General features: G+C 51.7%; 12 protein-coding genes. 11 read left to right on the top strand and 1 reads right to left on the bottom strand.

Annotated features, from left to right (window positions below):
* Positions 1-12: 12 nt before the first annotated feature.
* From FH871_RS13395 to FH871_RS13350, 10 genes are all read left to right on the top strand, one after another.
* Positions 13-2,535 (top strand): PIG-L family deacetylase, encoded by a 2,523-nt coding sequence (locus FH871_RS13395; protein WP_138991917.1) that lies wholly within the window; start codon positions 13-15, stop codon positions 2,533-2,535.
* 15 nt (positions 2,536-2,550) lie between these two features.
* Positions 2,551-6,342: a hydantoinase B/oxoprolinase family protein gene (locus tag FH871_RS13390; protein ID WP_138991916.1), complete on the top strand. Its 3,792-nt coding sequence runs from the start codon at positions 2,551-2,553 to the stop codon at positions 6,340-6,342.
* 32 nt (positions 6,343-6,374) lie between these two features.
* Positions 6,375-7,568 (top strand): NRAMP family divalent metal transporter, encoded by a 1,194-nt coding sequence (locus FH871_RS13385; protein WP_138991915.1) that lies wholly within the window; start codon positions 6,375-6,377, stop codon positions 7,566-7,568.
* Positions 7,569-7,659: 91 nt separating this feature from the next.
* Positions 7,660-8,463, top strand: a complete 804-nt coding sequence (locus FH871_RS13380) for a hypothetical protein (protein WP_138991914.1) — start codon at positions 7,660-7,662, stop codon at positions 8,461-8,463.
* A gap of 97 nt (positions 8,464-8,560) precedes the next feature.
* Positions 8,561-8,845 (top strand): hypothetical protein, encoded by a 285-nt coding sequence (locus FH871_RS33480; protein WP_212768227.1) that lies wholly within the window; start codon positions 8,561-8,563, stop codon positions 8,843-8,845.
* 232 nt (positions 8,846-9,077) lie between these two features.
* Positions 9,078-12,650 (top strand): DNA polymerase III subunit alpha, encoded by a 3,573-nt coding sequence (dnaE, locus tag FH871_RS13370; RefSeq protein WP_138991913.1) that lies wholly within the window; start codon positions 9,078-9,080, stop codon positions 12,648-12,650.
* 14 nt (positions 12,651-12,664) lie between these two features.
* Positions 12,665-12,976: a nucleotidyltransferase family protein gene (locus FH871_RS13365; RefSeq protein ID WP_138991912.1), complete on the top strand. Its 312-nt coding sequence runs from the start codon at positions 12,665-12,667 to the stop codon at positions 12,974-12,976.
* A complete protein-coding gene (locus FH871_RS13360) occupies positions 12,973-13,326 on the top strand; it encodes a DUF86 domain-containing protein (RefSeq protein WP_138991911.1) in 354 nt (117 codons plus the stop codon). Before FH871_RS13365 ends, FH871_RS13360 begins: the two co-directional genes overlap by 4 nt.
* A gap of 68 nt (positions 13,327-13,394) precedes the next feature.
* Positions 13,395-13,715 (top strand): thioredoxin, encoded by a 321-nt coding sequence (gene trxA, locus FH871_RS13355; protein WP_114406522.1) that lies wholly within the window; start codon positions 13,395-13,397, stop codon positions 13,713-13,715.
* 165 nt (positions 13,716-13,880) lie between these two features.
* Positions 13,881-16,070: a penicillin acylase family protein gene (locus FH871_RS13350; RefSeq protein WP_138991910.1), complete on the top strand. Its 2,190-nt coding sequence runs from the start codon at positions 13,881-13,883 to the stop codon at positions 16,068-16,070.
* A gap of 118 nt (positions 16,071-16,188) precedes the next feature.
* On the opposite strand, the gene FH871_RS13345 is transcribed toward FH871_RS13350, so the two are convergent.
* Positions 16,189-18,288, bottom strand: coding sequence for an HRDC domain-containing protein (locus FH871_RS13345; protein ID WP_138991909.1), 2,100 nt, complete (start codon positions 18,286-18,288; stop codon positions 16,189-16,191).
* A 300-nt stretch (positions 18,289-18,588) separates the two neighbouring features.
* Here FH871_RS13345 and FH871_RS13340 point away from each other — a divergent pair, with 300 nt between their 5' ends.
* Positions 18,589-19,263, top strand: coding sequence for a FadR/GntR family transcriptional regulator (locus FH871_RS13340; protein WP_212768226.1), 675 nt, complete (start codon positions 18,589-18,591; stop codon positions 19,261-19,263).
* Positions 19,264-19,288: the final 25 nt, after the last annotated feature.

Raw genomic sequence — 19,288 nt, 5'->3', positions numbered from 1 at the left:
TGCTTCCTTCTGATGATCAACCGACACTATTTCCGATTCTGCTGCTATACCGCGTTCGTTCTCACCGCGTTCGCTTCCCTTTCGTTCGGGCAAAACAAACCAGCCGCGGCCGGAACCATCTTGCAGGGACTCAAAAAACTTAACGTGGTAGGGTCAGTCCTGTATGTGGCAGCCCACCCGGACGACGAAAATACGCAGTTGCTAACGTATCTGGCCAATGAGCGACTGCTCCGAACCGGCTACCTTTCCATGACGCGGGGTGACGGCGGGCAGAACCTGATCGGACCCGAGCAGGGCGAATACATTGGCGTGATTCGGACGCAGGAATTGCTGGCAGCCCGGCGCATCGACGGTCCGGATCAGTTTTTTAGCCGGGCCAACGATTTCGGATTTTCCAAATCGACGGATGAAGCGGTTCGGATGTGGGGGCAGGAGCAGGCCCTGGCCGATGTGGTCTGGATGATTCGGAAATACCGCCCGGATGTGATCATTACCCGGTTTCCGCCCGATAGCCGCGCCGGTCATGGTCACCACAGCGCGTCGGGGTATCTGGCTGAGGAAGCCTTCAAGATTGCCAATGATCCGACCAAATATCCCGAGCAACTGAAGTGGGTGAAACCGTGGCAACCCAAACGGATTTTCTGGAACGTGTTTATTCCGGGGGCGTTTATGAGCAATAAAAAACCGGACGAACCGGGCGTGATTTCGGTGGAAACGGGTCTCTATAATCCGTTGCTGGGAAAATCATACGGTGAAATTGCCGCCGAAAGCCGGAGCCAGCACAAAAGCCAGGGCTTTGGCGTTCCGGCAAACCGGGGCGTTAAAATTGATTATCTGGCCCTGAAAGGCGGAGAACCGGCACCGAATGACCCCTTCGATGGCGTCGATCTGAGCTGGAAACGCGTTGCGGGCAGCGAATCGGTGCAACAGTTGATTAATCAGGCGATTGCCAACTTCAAACCCGAAAAACCGGTGGCTTCGGTGCCGGTTCTGGTGCAGACGTATAAGGCACTCAGTCGGCTCGATACCGCCAATATCTACGTCAAAACCAAACGTCTGGAAATCGAGACGCTGATTCAGCAGTGTATCGGACTCTGGTTTGAAACCAACCCCGGCAACTACGCAGCCGCGCCCGGTGAAGCCATTCGGGTGACGAGCAGCGTGGTGAACCGAACCGATTTTCCGGTGAAGCTGATCGGCATGCAAATGCCCGCGATCCAGAAAGATACCGTTACGAATCTGGTTCTGAAGCCGAATGATGTCGCTGCGTTTACAACAACAGTGAACATTCCGGCCAACCAGCCAGTCTCGCAGCCTTACTGGCTGGAAAAACCGGTGGTGAAAGGCTTGTTTCAGGTGAGCAACCAGGCACTAATTGGCTACCCTGAAAATCCGCCCGCATTCACGACGCTTTACACCTTCGACATTGATGGACAGACGTTTACCTTTAGTCGTCCGTGGAGCTACAAATCGACCGATCCGGTGGATGGCGAAATCTACCGCCCGTTTATCATCCAGCCAGCTGTAATGGTTAACCTGGCTGAACGGGTTTACGTTTTTGCCGACAATACGCCGAAAACCGTCGACGTAATGTTGAAATCCGGCCGGGCAAACGTTTCCGGGACGTTAAAGCTTGAAGTTCCAACGGGCTGGCGGATCGAACCGGCGCAACTGCCGTTTGAGTTGAAAGAAAAGGCGCAGGAGGTGCGGGTGTCGTTCCGGGTATTTCCATCGGCGGCCTACAGCGAGGGCAAACTGCGCGCGGTGGTCAGCACCGAATCGCCGGAAAAAACCGGATATGCCAGCAGCCTGCGGGTGGTGGCGTACAAACACATTCCCACCCAAACCCTGTTTCCGGCGGCTGAAGCCAAACTGGTGAAACTGGACGTCAAGGTAAAAAGTAAAAACATTGGGTACATCGCGGGAGCGGGGGACGAAGTTCCGGCGGCTTTGCAGCAGATTGGTTGTCTGGTAACTCCGCTTGGCCCCCGCGAGTTGAATGCGGATCTGGCGCGGTATGATGCCATTGTGGTGGGTGTCCGTGCTTACAATACCGAAGAATGGCTGCGGTATTACCAGCCCAAACTGATGGAGTACGTCAAAAATGGCGGCACCATGATCGTCCAGTACGTAACACCAGGTGGATCTTTCATTCAGAACGGCCTGAAAGTGAATCAGATCGGGCCGTATCCCTTCACCGTTGGCCGGGATCGGGTCACGGAAGAGGAGGCCAAAATGACGTTTTTAAAACCGCAACATCCCTTGCTCAATACACCCAACAAAATTACGGACCAGGATTTTAGCGGCTGGGTTCAGGAGCGGGGCATTTATTTTGCGCAGGAGTGGGACAAAGCGTACGAACCGATTTTTTCGGCGCACGACACCAATGAAGCCGCCAAAGACGGGAGCTTGATATACTGCAAATACGGAAAAGGACATTTTATGTATACCGGCTTGGTGTTTTTCCGGGAACTACCGGCTGGTGTTCCGGGCGCTTACCGCTTATTCGCCAACATGATTTCGGTTGGGAAGTAATTCAGGAATAACAGAATGTGGCAAATCTGGATTGATACCGGTGGAACCTTCACGGATGGTATGGCCACCGATCCGGAGGGTACTGTACACCGCACCAAAGTACTCAGCAGCAGTTGTCTTCGGGGGATAATCACGTCTGATAATGGGCTTAAACTGGACGCAAAATGGCTTCAGGCTCCCATTTTCAACGGGTATGGATTGCGAATTTTGGAAACCGGTGAAGAAGCAACGGTTTTAAGGCTGGATTTATCAGGTAATCTTCTGTTAGATAAACTAATAAACCTCCAAAGTGAAGTAACGGTTGAGTTATTCACGGGGGAAGAAGCACCGGTTTTAGCCACTCGTTTGCTGACCTTAACACCGTTAGATAAACCGTTTCCATCCCTGGAAATGCGTCTGGGAACAACCAAAGGAACCAATGCATTGCTGGAACGGAAGGGGGGACGCGTCGGCCTGGTTGTTACAAAAGGATTTAAAGATTTGCTCAAGATCGGTACCCAGCAACGGCCCCATCTTTTTCAACTGGACATTTCTCCGGCTGAGGTTGTCTACGAATCCGTATGGGAACTGGACGAGCGAGTGGATGCCGACGGGCAACCGGTTAAGCCTTTGGCCGACGATTCGGTGACCCAACTTCTGGAACATCTTCGTTTGGCCAAACCGGAGGTCGTCTCCGTTTCTCTGATGAACGCCTACCGAAACCCGGAACACGAACAGCAGATGGGGGCAGCCTTGCGCAAAGCCGGTTTTCTGGTGACGCTTTCCAGTGAGCTTTCCTCCGCCATTCAGTATTTGCCCCGCACACAAACGACGGCTGTCGATGCGTATCTGACCCCGGTTTTGCGTTCGTATTTGTCCAATCTGACCCGGCAACTCGGCGGCAATCCCGTTCGGGTGATGACCAGCGGAGGGGGGCTGGTGAAAGCCGACCTGTTTCAGCCCAAAGACAGTTTGCTGAGTGGCCCCGCTGGTGGGGTAATTGGTGCCGGACACGTTGCCAAAAGTCTGGCTGGTTTTTCGATTAACCGGACGCTGACCCTCGATGTCGGCGGCACCAGCACCGACGTGGCCCGGTTCGATGGCCGGGTCGACTACCAGTTTACGACCAAAGTAGGCCCGTTTACACTGCAATCCCCTTCGCTGGCCGTAGAAACCGTGGCGGCCGGGGGTGGTTCGGTTTGCTGGTTCGACGAAACCGGGTCGACGTTCGGGCAATTGCGGGTTGGGCCACAGAGTGCGGGCGCATCGCCAGGGCCGGCCTGTTACGGAGCGGGTGGCCCGCTGACGATTACCGACGTCAATCTGTTGCTGGGACGGCTGCATCCGGCCTTGTTTGGCATTCCGGTTCAGGTCGAAAAGGCAAAGGCGGCTTTGCAACGGGTTCAGAAACAGGTAGAAGAGAAAACCGGCAAAGCGGTAGACGAAAAAAATCTGCTGCTGGGATTCGAACGGATCGCCAACGAAACGATGGCCGGGGCGATTCGTAAAATTTCCGTGGCCCGCGGGTTCGATCCGAGAGATTATGCCTTGCTGGTTTTTGGTGGTGCCGGGGGGTTGCACGGCTGCGCCGTCGCGCAGTTATTGGGCATTCAGACGCTGATTCTACCGTTCGACGGTGGCCTGCTGAGTGCCTATGGAATTGGTCAGGCCCGGATTGAGCGGATGGCTGCCCGGCAAATCCTGCAATCGCTTGAAAAAGCTGCGCCCGAACTAAAACTGGTGGTCAATGAGTTGATCGGAGAAGCAACAGCGGTTTTACGGCAGGATATTGGTGAACAAACGGCTGTTGAGGTAAATAACGTTCTGTTTTTCATGCGGTTGAAGGGCCAGGAAAGTGCGATTGAAGTCCCGTATACCGAAATGATGGACCCAAAAACCGGGTCGGTTTTGGATCGGGAAAAAGCCCTCGAAGCTCTTTTCCAGGAACGGTATCAGCACCTTTACGGTCATTTTCCCGCCAATCGGGCGATTGAGCTGGAAAGCATTCGGGTCCTGGTCAGTGAAAAAAGCAAAGAACTGTTTTCCAGCCAGAATGGTGTACGAAACGTAGCGGCAACACCTGCTTTTTTCGTTGAATCAGTTCCTGTTTACGAGTGGACCACACTACCGGAAGGCGCGTTTTTCAAAGGCCCGGCCTTGTTGTTAAATAGTACATCCTCCGGTTATCTGGACGAAGGCTGGGAGGTTACCATTGGTGCGAATCGAAATGCCGTCGCCCGGTATACGGGTGAGGCTCAAACCGCCGATGCGCCCTTGCTGGAAGCAGCTCAAACGGAATTGTTCGCCCGCCGGTTTACGGCCATTGCCGAAGAAATGGGCGCTCAGTTGCAGCGAACGGCTTTTTCGGTCAATGTGAAAGAGCGGCTGGATTTCTCCTGTGCCTTGTTGAATGAAAAGGCCGAACTGCTGGTCAATGCACCCCACATTCCGGTGCATCTCGGAAGTTTAGGGATTTGCACGCGTCTGGTCTTGAGCAGGTTGTCGCTGGGTCCGGGCGATGTTGTGATCACCAACCATCCCAAATACGGCGGTTCGCATTTGCCCGATGTGACCTTGATCGCGGGCGTTTTTACCGAAACCCATGCCTTGATTGGCTATGTCGTCAACCGCGCCCATCATGCCGAGATTGGCGGAAAAGTGCCCGGTTCGATGCCGCCCGATGCTACGCGACTGATCGAGGAGGGCGTGGTGCTTGAACCGCAATACCTCGTAAAAAATGGCCGCTTTTTGTGGGATGACGTCCGGAAGCGGTTTACGGAAGCTACTTTTCCAACCCGCTCGCTGGCCGAAAACCGGGCCGATATCGAAGCCGCGCTGGCGTCTCTGCGGGCAGGCGAAACCGCTTTGCAGGCATTGGTTCGTCAACACGGTTTGGCAACGGTTCACGGCTACATGCACCGTCTTCAACAGGCGGCTGCCCATTCATTAGAACCGGTTTTGGAGCACTTTGCCGGACAAACCTTTTCGGCTCAGGAGTCGCTGGACGATGGATACCGGATTTGTGTTAACATTACCGTTGAGAAGGAGTCGATTCTCTTTGATTTTGCCGGTACGTCGTCCGTGCATCCCCATAACCTGAATGCAAATCTGTCCATTTTATACAGTGCGGTTTTGTATGTGCTTCGGTTGTGGTGTGGACAGGACCTACCGCTCAACGAAGGCCTGATGGCCCCGGTCTCGCTTCGTTTGCCCGAGTGTTTCCTAAATCCGACGTTTTCGGATGAACCGGCAGACTGTCCGGCCGTGGTGGGCGGCAATACCGAAGTCAGCCAGCGGCTGGTGGATACCCTGCTGAAAGCCCTGGGGTTAGCTGCCTGTAGTCAGGGAACGATGAATAATTTCCTGTTTGGTAATTCGGCGTTTGGCTATTACGAAACCATCGGCGGGGGTGCGGGAGCCGGACCCGGTTTTGCAGGTCGTTCGGCGGTTCATCAACACATGACCAACACCAAACTCACCGATCCGGAAGAACTGGAAAGGCGGTATCCGGTGCGCCTGCATCGGTTTGACATTCGGGCCGGTTCGGGAGGAGTGGGGGCGTGGCCGGGTGGCGATGGCATTGTCCGGGAAATCGAATTCCTGGAGCCCGTTCAGGCCACTTTGCTCAGCCAGCACCGGGAAGCAGCACCGTACGGATTACAGGGCGGTGCGCCAGGTCAAACAGGACAGCAGGTGCTGATTGATCCGAATGGAACCGAAACCGCCTTGCCGGGCATTTTTACCCGCACCATGACCCCGGGCGAACGGATCCGGATTGAAACGCCGGGCGGTGGCGGTTATGGAAGTCCCAAACCCGACCTAACCTAACGCTAAACGCTTCACTCTTAACTCCTCTTTTCGTGCCAAAATCCCTTTCTTTTCGTTCCGGTCTCGGAAGTGTATTGTTCTGGTCGGTCATCTCAGCGGCTTTCATTGGGCCCGGAACGGTCACGACCTGTGCCATGGCGGGTTCACGCTTCGGACTGGATTTACTCTGGGCGCTTACCTTCTCGACCATTGGCACGATTGTTTTGCAGGAAGCAGCCGCCCGAATCACCATCGCTTCCGGGTTAAGTCTGGGACAGGTGGTGGCCCGGTCCTACGGAACCGGGAGCCGTTGGATTGCCGGTTCGCTGCTGTTTGCCATCGGGTTAGGGTGTGCTGCCTATCAGGCCGGAAACATTCTGGGGGCAGTGGCAGGATTGTCGATGATCCTTCCGGTGTCACCGGTTTGGCTAACCGTGGGAATCGGGCTGGTCTGCATTTTTCTGCTCTGGCAGGGCTCAACACGCCTGATTGCTAATTTTTTGGGCGTGGTTGTTTTTGTTATGGGCGTTGCGTTCGCTTATGTGGCAACCCGTAGTGACGTGTCAGCCGGTATGTTTGTGAAGGCTCTGGTGGTACCGGTTGCCTCCGCCGATTCGTTTGTGCTGGTGATTGGCCTGATCGGAACGACCATTGTTCCTTATAATCTGTTTCTGGCGTCGGGCATTGGAAAGGGGCAGTCGCTGGCGGAAATGCGCTGGGGAATCGGACTGGCGGTGCTGATTGGCGGACTCATTTCCATGGCGATTTTGGTGACCGGAACCCTGGTGACCGGCGAGTTTTCATTCCAGCATGTCGCCGACACCCTGGCCAACCGGGTTGGTGGCTGGAGCCGGCGTCTCTTTGCGTTTGGCTTGTTTGCGGCCGGTTTTACGTCGGCTCTGACGGCCCCGATGGCCGCTGCGGTAACGTCCCAGAGTTTGCTGGGCTGGGCCAATGCTTCCTGGCGCTATCGGTCAGTATGGCTGGGTGTCATGGGGGTAGGATTGGCATTCGGGCTGATGAACGCGAGGCCCGTTCCGGTTATTATTGTGGTTCAGGCCATTAACGGGGTTTTACTGCCGGTGGTCACGCTATTTCTGTTTCGGGCGGTGAACGACAAAAAACTCATACCGGAAGCTTACCGGAATTCAGGACTGCAAAATCTGGCGATGCTGGTGGTGGTGGCCGTCTCCCTGCTTTTTGGCGGCTGGAACGTGTGGCTGGCGGTTCAGAATTGGCTGACGTAACAGATTAAACCCGTTCCCGTTCGTTCATCACAAAACCTTTTGATTTTGGTTCGGGAGAAGTGTATCTTCGATTAATCAAACAAATGATGGTATGAAAACGAGGAAGACTACACTGACTTTGTGGATTTCAATGGTGTTGCTGGCCGGATTAAGCGGCTGTGCGACAAAAGTATACCAACTCAAACCGGTTTCCGGCGATGTGGCCCTGATCGACGGTCGGCCGACGACCAAAGCGGAACGGGACGGCATTGTCGTCGTGGCTTCCTACGAGCGGCTGGATTTGCAGTATGTAGCGCTGGATATTGAAGTAAAGAACAAGACGGATCGCCCGTTCGAGGTTAATCCGGCCAAATTTGAATATACGGCCCTGGATGAAGAACAGCACACGGTTTTCCGGACAGCCAGTTCACCCCAGAAACCGCTCATGTTTTCGGCGGCCGACCCCATACACGAAGCCGACCGCACGGTTTACAACCAGGAGCGGGAGGTGAAACGGCTCAAAACGGCGAAAGTTATCAATACGGTTTTGCTGGTGGCGGCAGTGGCCAGTGATGTCGCCAGTTCGTCGTCGCGCAACAACCAGCGGCCCGAACGCTGGGTACAGAACCGGATTACCCACAATAACATATACTCCGCCATTCAGGCCAAACGCATCATCGACCACGGCATGTTTGCCGACCGGATGCAACGCTACGATTACGAATCCTATCGCTGGAAGGAATTAGCACTTAAACCCACGACCTTACAGCCCGGCGAATCCGTTCGGGGTCTGGTGTATTTACCGATGAGCCGCGATGCCAAACACCTGCTGGTCAACTATCCGGTGTCTGATTATGAATCGGTTATGATAACCTTTCAGCAGGAATGGGTGAAAGCGGAAAAGCGGAGGAAGTAACATGCACAAACGGATTCCAACCAGCTTTCTTACGGAGCGAATAATCTCGTCGTAGCTTTATCCGAAACCGAAGTGGCCAAGGTTTTTCGGGGGATACGTGTTCGGATATCGGTATGAAGCTGAAAAACTGAAAATTGCCAATCATATCAATGGATTGGTCGCCCGGTTTATACGGCTGGATTACGATGAAGCGAACGAGTGGGACATGTTGGTGATGGAAAGGCTTTATCCTCAGGATTTTCGCGGTATTGAAATTTCCAAACGGGAATTGTTGCTGGATGTTTTTGAGGATGAATTGAAGGAACTGCATCAGGCCGGTTTTGTCCACCAGGACATCCGTCGCCCTTCCAATCAGAGCGGGAGTACGATAATATTCTGCTGACTGATAAAGGATTACGGCTGATTGATGTCGGAATTTCGGCTCTAAAGACCCAGGTGGGTGAAAAATTGTTTGGGAAGTATCTGGAAGTTGAGTTGGAGGAATTGAATGAGTTTAAGGTATATTTTTTAAGCTGCTGAAAATCAGATTCGGGTAAATATTCTGGAGACAAACGGGTATATGCTCGTCCGAAAGCGTTATTTTAGCCTGGAAATCTCTTCTGTAACAAGTACCGATGCAATTCTCACACCTCCATTGCCATACCCAATACTCACTGCTTGACGGGCAGGCTGAGATTAAAAAACTGATTAAAAAAGCCAAATCCGACAACATGCCGGCCGTCGCCATCACCGACCACGGCAACATGTTTGGCGTATTCGAGTTTGTGGCTGAAGCCGCCAAACAGGGCATCAAGCCGATTGTGGGCTGTGAGTTTTATGTCGTCGAAGATCATACCAAAAAGCAGTTTACCAAAGAACAGAAGGACATTCGCTATCACCAGCTGCTGCTGGCGAAAAACCCGCAGGGCTATAAAAACCTGATCAAACTCTGTTCACTGGGTTATACGGAAGGGCTGTATGGCAAGTACCCCCGGATTACGAAAGAACTGATCGATCAGTACAAGGAAGGCCTGATTGCTTCGACCTGTTGCATCGGGGCGTCGGTTCCGAAAACCATTCTGAAAAAAGGCGAGGAAGCGGGTGAAAAAGAATTTCAGTGGTGGCTCGACCGGTTTGGGGAAGATTATTATGTGGAACTGCAACGCCACGAGATTCCCGATCAGATCAAGGTCAACGAAGTGCTGGTCAAATTTGCCCGGAAATACAACGTCAAAATCATTGCTTCCAACGACTCGCATTACGTGGATCGGGAAGACTGGGTGGCACACGACATCCTGCTGTGTGTCAACACGAACGAAAAACTGAGCACCCCGTCGGAAAAGGAATTCAACGATGAGGAAGGTTCTAAAAAAGGAACCCGCTTCGCGTTTTTCAGTGACCAGTTTTACTTCAAAAATACCCAGGAAATGTCGACGCTCTTCCGCGATTTGCCGGAAGCGATTGACAACACCAACGAGATTGTCGACAAGGTCGAAACGCTGAAACTGAAGCGCGACATTCTGCTGCCCAACTTCGTGATTCCCGACGGTTTTGCATCCCAGGACGATTATCTCGAATTTTTGACCTTCGAAGGTGCTAAACAACGATACCGGGTGTTGACCCCCGAAGCGGACGAGCGATTGCGGTTTGAGCTGGGGGTGATTCGCCAGATGGGTTTTGCGGGTTACTTCCTGATCGTTTCGGATTTTATTCAGGCCGGGCGCGATCTGGGTGTGATGGTGGGACCGGGCCGGGGGTCGGCGGCTGGTTCGGCGGTGGCCTATTGCATCGGGATTACGAACATCGACCCGATCAAGTACAACCTGCTTTTTGAGCGGTTTTTGAATCCCGACCGGAAGTCCATGCCCGATATTGATACCGACTTTGACGACGAGGGTCGCCAGAAGGTGATCGATTATGTGGTCAAAAAATACGGCAAGCAGCAGGTAGCCCAAATCGTGACGTATGGTACGATGGCGGCCAAATCGGCCATCAAGGACGTAGCCCGCGTGATGGAATTGCCGCTGCCCGAATCGAATGCCCTGGCGAAACTGGTGCCTGATAAACCGACGTACAACATGACCCTCAAGAAAATTTTTGAGGATTCCATCGAGTCGCTGGGCATGATGATTCAGCCGGAAGAGGTCGAGAACGTAAAAAAGATGCGGGCGATCGAGTCGGGAAATGACTTGCAGGCAAAAGTGCTGAAACAGGCCCGGAAACTGGAAGGAAACATCCGGAATACCGGTATCCATGCCGCCGGGATCATCATCGCCCCCGAGGATTTATCGAACATCGTGCCGGTTTCGACGTCCAAAGAATCTGACCTGATCATTACCCAGTATGAAGGGAAAGTGATTGAGGATGCGGGCGTTATCAAGATGGACTTTCTGGGTCTGCGAAACCTCACGATCATCAAGGAAAGCCTGCGGCTGATCAAGCAAAACCACGGCGGTTTGTTTGTCAACGGGGTCGAAACCGACATTGACGACATTCCGCTCGACGACGAAGAAACGTACAAGACTTTCCAGCGTGGTGAAACGAACGCGATTTTCCAGTTCGAATCCGACGGGATGAAGAAATACATGAAAGACCTCAAACCGGACCGTTTTGAGGACTTGATTGCCATGAACGCCCTCTACCGCCCCGGCCCGATTGCCTACATTCCGAACTTTATCAACCGGAAACACGGGCGGGAAGAAGTCAAATATGACTTACCCGAAATGGAAGAATACCTGGCAGACACCTATGGGATTACGGTCTATCAGGAGCAATTGATGCTGCTGTCGCAGAAATTGGGCAACTTCACAAAGGGGGATGCCGACGTGTTGCGGAAGGCGATGGGGAAGAAGGACCGCGCAACGCTCGACAAAATGAAGGGCAAGTTTATGGATGGTTGTGCGGCTAACAAGCTGGCCATCAAGACGTGCGAGAAAGTCTGGACCGACTGGGAAGCCTTTGCCTCCTACGCCTTCAACAAATCCCACTCGACCTGTTACGCCTTTGTTGCCTACCAAACCGCGTATTTAAAAACGCATTACAAGTCGGAGTATATGGCGGCCGTGTTGACCAGTTCACTGGGCAACATCGAAAAAATTACCTTCTTCATGGAGGAATGTAAAGCCATCGGTATTCCGGTTCTGGGGCCGGACATTAACGAATCGGAGCGGTTTTTCGGGGTGAACCAGAAAGGGGAAATCCGGTTTGGACTGGGGGCTATCAAAGGCACCGGCGACGCAGCGGTAGATTCCATCATTGAAGAACGCAAAAAAGGCGGGCCGTTTAAAGATGTCTACGATTTTGTGATTCGGATCAACCTGCGAACGGTGAATAAAAAGACGCTGGAAAGTCTGGCCTACGCAGGAGCCTTTGATAATCAGGAGGAATTCCACCGGGCGCAGTATTTTACCCCCGCCGAAGGAGAAACCGCTACCTATATTGAAAAACTGACGCGATACGCCAACAACTACCACGCCGAGAAGTCGGCGGCCCAGCAGTCGTTGTTTGGCGGAATTGGCGGAGAACCCAACATTGCCCGGCCCAAACCGCCCATTGTGGAACCCTGGAGCGAAATTGAACGCCTGAAATTTGAAAAAGACGTGGTCGGTTTTTACATTTCCGGTCACCCGCTGGATGAATTTCGGATTGAACTGGAAAGTTTCTGTACCTGCACGCTCGATAAACTATTCGATGAAGCGAATCAGGGACGGGAAATAACCGTGGGCGGCATTGTGACGACCAAGCAACTCCGGCAGTCGAAAAACGGAAACCCGTTTGTGATTTTCAAACTGGAAGATTATAACGGAACGGTCGAAATGAGTTTATTCGGCGAGGATTTTGTGCGAATGGGCAATTACATCGAAGAAGGCTTGTTTCTCCATGTGAAAGGAAAACTGCAAAACCGCTGGAACTCCGACGCCTTCGAATTCCGCCCGAATTTCATTCAGTTACTAACCGAAGTCCGGACAAAATACAGCAAAGAATTGTGTGTTCAACTGGATTTGAAGCTGATTAACAACGAGTTTGTGACCAAAATTGCCGATCTGGTGAAGTCCTATCCCGGTTCCTGCAATCTGGTGTTGCGGGTAACGGACGACGAAGACCGGGTTGACGTCAGCATGTTGTCGAGGCCGTTTAAAATCTCGCCGGTCAATGAATTACTGAAAGAATTGGACGCGATCGACGGGGTCGGCTATCGTTTGAATTAACACGTGAAGAAATCATGCTAACGTCATTGATTGAACGTAATCTTGAGACGATCAGGCAAATTGCCTCGCGACATCACGTTAATAGGCTGTATGCGTTCGGTTCAGCCTGTACCGGAAATTTTTCGACGGATAGCGACATCGATTTATTGCTTAGTTTCGATCAAAAAAAGATAAAAATCGAAGATTACGCAGATAACTATTTCGAGTTGGCGGAAGAATTGGAAACCTTATTAGGACGCCCGGTTGAATTGGTAGAAGAAGTAACTTTGCAGAATCCGTATTTTATTCGTTCCGTAAACCGTACTAAAATACCGATTTTGGAATGACTGATGAAATTCGTAAATGTTTGACAGATATTGTAATATCGATTGACTCGATTGATGGCTATCTGGCAAATAGCCGATCTTACCAGGTATATCAAACCAACAAAATGCTTCGTAGGGCCATAGAACGGGAACTCGAAATTATTGGAGAAGCAACCAATAATGCGTTACGACTGGATTCTTCGCTATCAATTTCAAATGCCCGGAGAATTGTTGATACCCGAAATCGAATCATTCATGCGTATGATGCTGTTAACGATACAGTTGTGTGGTCAATTGTGATCAAACACCTGCCAATTCTGAAAGGTGAAATAGTACAATTGTTAGAAAATGCGAATGATTCTACCGCGTGAACTTTTTTCCAATTCAAAACATTGTACGTACAGATGAGTTAAAGAAGACAAAAAATCGAGATACAATCATGGCAAAAGCGATTGAAATAACCGACGCCAACTTCGCAGAAGTAATCAATTCTGATATACCGGTACTTGTGGATTTTTGGGCTGAATGGTGTGGCCCCTGTAAAATGATCGGACCCGTTGTGGAACAACTGGCGGGCGAATATGAAGGCAAAGCCATCGTGGCGAAAATGGATGTGGACATGAATGCCCAGATTCCGGCCCAATTCGGTATCCGCAGCATTCCGACTTTGATGGTTTTTAAAAACGGAAAAATGGTGGACAAGGTCATTGGTGCCGTTGCCAAATCCGTTCTGGAACAGAAATTAGTAGCCCAATTGTAAGAATTGCGCGCTATTTTATCATAGATTGCCAAAGCCCGACAGCCATGTCGGGCTTTTTTGTTTGCATTTTGGGTAATTGAGTCACAATCTAATTCCCAAAACTTGCCCGTTTTCGCGTTTTGGCCTATCTTACGAAGGAACGAATACCGCCTTACACCCTGTACGATGCGATCTCTTTTCCTCCTGTTTTTTCTCCTGAGTGCATTCCCCGCCTGGACGCAGGCTTTCCGTCCTGACGAAGTCAAACGCTGGCAGCAGCGGGCCAAAGGCATTACCATCACCCGCGACACCTGGGATATTCCGCACATTTACGGAAAAACTGATGCCGATGTCGTTTTTGGGTTGTTATACACCCAATGCGAGGACGATTTTGCCCGGGTGGAAGAAAATTACATCGACGCCCTTGGCCGCATGGCTGAGGTCGATGGCGAAGACGCCCTGTACCACGACCTCCGCGCCCGGCTTTTTATGGATACGACTCAGGCCATGGCGATCTACAAAAAATCACCGGCCTGGATGAAAAAACTGCTGGATGCCTTTGCCGAGGGCACAAATTATTATTTGGCCACCCACCCCAATGTCAAACCCCGCTTATTGACCCGGTTTCAGCCCTGGATGCCGCTGATGTTCAGTGAAGGCAGCATCGGCGGGAACCTGAGTGTTATTTCTACGGAGCGGATCAAAGCGTTTTATACCAATTCGAAATGGTCGGCGCAGGCGCATGATTTTGAGAAGTCCGACCGTGAACCCGTCGGCTCGAACGGTTTTGCCATTGCGCCTTCCAAAACCGCATCGAAAAACGCCATGCTGTTGATCAATCCGCACACCTCGTTCTATTTTCGGTCGGAAGTGCATGTGGTCAGTAAAAAAGGTTTGAATGCGTACGGGGCGGTCACCTGGGGGCAGTTCTTTGTTTACCAGGGGTTTAACCAGAATTGCGGCTGGATGCACACCTCCGGTGATGCCGACTCGATGGACGAGTACCTGGAAACGGTAGAAAAGAAAGACGGCATTTACCAGTACAAATTTGGCACGGAATGGCGTCCGGTGAAAACCGAAAAAATCTCGTTGCCCTACAAATCCGGGAATGAAATCAAGCACAAGGACTTCACGATTTACCGCACCCACCACGGGCCGGTGGCGGGTCAGCTCGGTGACAAGTGGATCACCATCAGCATGATGAACGACCCGTTGAATGCACTCGCGCAATCGTATCTGCGGACGAAGGCCAGGGATTACAAGAGTTATCAGAGTGTCATGAAGCTGAACGGCAACGCGACCAACAACACGGTTTATGCCGACCGCCAGGGAACGATTGCGTATTGGCACGGAAATTTTATCCCGAAACGAAACCCGAAATTCAACTGGAACGAGCCCGTCGATGGGAGCGATCCGGAAACGGACTGGAAAGGACTACACGACATCACCGAGATTGTTCAGGTGAAAAACCCGGTTAGCGGCTGGATTCAGAACTGCAATTCAACGCCGTTTTCCGTTTCGGGACCCAGCAGCCCGGCCATTAGCCAGTATCCGACCTACATGGCACCGGATGCCGAAAATTACCGGGGCGTCAACGCGGTTCAGGTGTTGAGCCAGAAGTCGGTTTTTACCCTGGATACGCTGATTGCAGCCGCCAATGATCCGCATCTGCCCGGTTTCGACGACCTGATTCCGTCGCTGGTACAGGCCTACAAAACCGTTTCTGCCAAGTCAGAGGAACCTTCAAAACCGCTGGCCGAAGCCATTGACCTGTTAAACAACTGGGATAAAACGTACGGAACAACCTCGGTGGCCACCACGCTGGCGGTATTCTGGGGCGAAAAGATTCAACGGCTGGCCCGTGCGCAAATCAAAGGAAATCAGCGATTTGACTTTCTGACGTTTACGGACTACGTCGTGAAAAACACAAGCCCGGAGGATAAAGTGAAAGCACTTGCCGAAGTGCTGGAGGAGCTCACGCGGGATTTTGGCACCTGGAAAACCCCCTGGGGCGAAATCAACCGGTTTCAGCGACTCACCGGAAAAATCAAAGAAACCTTCGATGATCAGAAGCCCAGCTTTCCGGTCGGTTTCACCTCCGCTACCTGGGGATCGCTGGCGTCATTTGGAGCACGGACCTATCCGGGAACGAAAAAAAGATACGGCAGTGTGGGCAATAGTTTTGTCGCTGTCGTGGAGTTTGGCGACCGGGTGAAAGCCCGGACGGTTGTCAACGGCGGCCACAGCAGCGATCCGGCTTCCCCGCATTTCAATGACCAGTCAGCGCTGTTCAGTGCCGGGAAATTCAAGGACATCTGGTTCTACCCGGAAGATATTCAGCAACACGTTGGCAGGACGTATCATCCTGGGGAATAGGATTTCTAATTTCAAATGAAAAAGGTTGAATGTTGAATGTAAAAGTGTTTAAAGAGCGTTAAGCCACTTTTACATTCAACATTCAACCTTTTTCATTTGAAATTCTTTATGAAACAATTTATTGAAACATCCGAATGATGGCGAGAACTTCTTCGCCGATCATTTTGACTTTCGTTTTTCCGAATCCTTTTACGGTTAATAATTCATCCAGCGTTTTGGGCCGGATGCGGCTTAGTTCCAGGATCGTTTTCCGGGGTAACACCATATACCCGGCACTATCGTTTTCCCCGGCCAGATCATCCCGCCATTTCGTCAGGGCTTTGTAGAGGCTGGTACCGTTTTTACTGCCGCTGCTGTCGGACGGCTCACCGGTTTTCCGACGGTCCTTCAATTTCCGGTTTGGCTGAAAAACCAGTTCGGATTCGTTCCGGGCTTTCAGGTAAGCCAGGGCTTCAAAACCGTTTCGGCAACCCTCAAAGCAATGCATTTTGATGAACAATTCTTTTTCGAGTTCTTCCAGCGATTCGCGCAAGGATTCCTGAACCAGTTTGTTATCAGAACCGGTTGGATAATTATAAAGAATGGGTAATAGTTCGTTGTTGATCAGGTTGTCGAAGTAAGAACCTGCTTTTCGAATGCGCTCTTGCAACGGCCGGTTATCCTCTGGCAGGAGACTTTCGGCGAAGTAAGCCGGCAGTTGCTGGCGGAACCGCGTGGCCAGACTACCGGCTTTTTCATTGAAGAGGGTTTTGAAATGTCTCAGGATTTGCTCGGCCCCTTCGTCCAGACTGGCAGCATTTTCGACCACCAGCCGCAGCGATTTGTTGATTAAATACTCCGATCGGTCGAACAGAAAAAGATCCAGCAGCAGGTTTTCCTGGTTGGTTTGTTTCGAATTCCACAACTCCTGTTCGTCGGGCGTTTGCAGTTGAACCTGTTCGTGAAATTCCTCCAGCATCAGCTCGGTTTTGATGCTGTGGGAGGGGATGGGCGCGCGCAGCACCAGACCATCCAGCGATTTGCAGCGGCTTAGCGCCACGTAGACCTGCCCGTGGGCAAAAGCCGCCGACGCATCGATAATGGCCTTTTCGAACGTCAGCCCCTGGCTCTTGTGAATGGTGATGGCCCAGGCCAGTTTGAGGGGATATTGAACAAATTTACCGACCGGTTCTTCTTTGATTTCATTCGTAGTCGCATCCAGGGAATACCGGATATTCGTCCAATCCATTCGATCAACCGCGATCGCGTCAACCTCTTTGGGACATTTTACATAAATAAAATCGTCGTCGATGTCAGTTATTTGCCCGATTTTTCCGTTGTAGAACAGCTTATCGCGGGAAATGTCATTTTTAATGAACATCACCTGCGCTCCCACTTTCAGTTCCAGACTGGCATCAGTAGGGTAAGCGTGGGCCGGAAAGTCGCCCTCGATGGTGGCTTCAAAAGAGTGTGTGGGCGTCTTTAAAGCCCGCAATTTCTGGTGGTTGATTTGCTGAGCTGCGTTGTTGTGGGTCGAAAGGGTGATGAAACCTTGGGAATCGTCCGGCGAAAATTCGGGGATAAACCGCTGGTTCAACTCGTCCAGTTGCGAACGCGTGACGCGTTTTTCGCGAATGCTGTTCAGAATCTCAATAAAGCGGTGGTCAGATTGCCGGTAAATGTGTTGCAGTTCGATGGATATGTACGGCGTTTTGCGCAGGGCGCGGCTTCCGAAGAAATAGCCGGTTTCGTAATACGGTTTCAGAAAAGCCCAGTCGTCATCCCGAATCACCGGCGGCAACTGTTGCATGTCGCCAATGAGCAGCAACTGAACGCCCCCGAAAGGTTCCGGGCGGTGGCGGTAGCGTCGCAACACCTCGTCGATGCCATCGAGCACATCGGCGCGAACCATGCTGATTTCATCGATAATCAACAGGTCCAGGGTCCGGAATAATTTGATTTTTTCCCGGTTTATTTTTTTGGATTCCTGGCCGGCCGTTCCCGGTACCAGCGGGCCAAACGGCAGTTGGAACAGCGAATGAATGGTAACCCCCCCGGCATTGATAGCAGCCACGCCGGTGGGAGCCACCACCGCCAGTCGTTTGGACGTCAATTGTTTAATCTCGTGTAAAAACGTTGTTTTTCCCGTGCCCGCTTTTCCCGTCAAAAAGACATTTCGATGGGTATGCAGCACGAAGTCATGCGCAAGTTGGAGCTTTTCGTTTACAATGGTGGGCATAAGGTGACAACTAATAACAGATAGCCGATAGCAAGTAACAGATTGGGAGGAATCTTGCCGGTCTTTCCCGGAAAAGGTGAAGATAACAAATGGAAAGGGGACTGCCAACCCTTTTTTTTCCAAAAACCGCATTACCAATGTGCCGTGTTGCACCGCCGTTTTGGCTCGTAGGGTCATCGAAATAGCACTATTCTTTTAACAATATTTATTTATCACACGGATCCTGGTAAAGAAAAAATCATACTGACTGTAGGGCTTGCGGTTTTGGTGACTGCGACTTATTTTTACTCATCAGATGATATGATGACTACCGATACGATCCTAATCAAGCGCGAGAGTCTGGCCGATGCCGTTGTCAACAAGCTCCAGCACCAAATCGCGTCGAATCACTACAAAATTGGCGAAAGGCTGCCTTCCGAGCCCGAACTCATGCAGCAGTTTGGTGTGGGCCGCTCGACCGTCCGGGAAGCGATTCGTATCCTGGCCAACAAGGGTTTGATCCGGGTGCAACAGGGGGTAGGCACCTTCGTGGAACTCCAGCAGAACAGCGTCGAACCATTTCACCAGAGTTTATCGCGGGCCGAGGGCGACGATGTGAACGAGGTTCGCCAGTTGCTGGAACTCAAAATTGCCGAAAAAGCCGCCCTGAACCGGACGCAGGAAGACATCGAACTCATGACCGGCTACCTCCAGAAACGGCACGAAGCCGCCCTGCAAAACCGCCCGGAAGAATGCATTGAGGCCGATATTCAGTTTCATATCCGCCTGGCGATGGCTTCGAAAAATGAAGTCCTCGTGGATCTCTACAAGATCATTGCCAATAAAATGAAGAAGTCGTTCATGGAAGTTTTTATAACGACGGAGACGTTGCTGAGTAAACAAAACATGCACACCTCCCTGCTGCAAAGTGTCGCCGACCGTGATCCTAAAAAAGCATGGTATTGGGCGGCAAAGATTACGGGCCAGATCCGGTAGTGCGTTCGATACCCGTAGATTCCAA

Source organism: Larkinella sp. C7 (assembly GCF_006149005.1).
Lineage (GTDB): Bacteria > Bacteroidota > Bacteroidia > Cytophagales > Spirosomataceae > Larkinella.
This window is presented reverse-complemented; position numbering and strand designations above follow the sequence as displayed.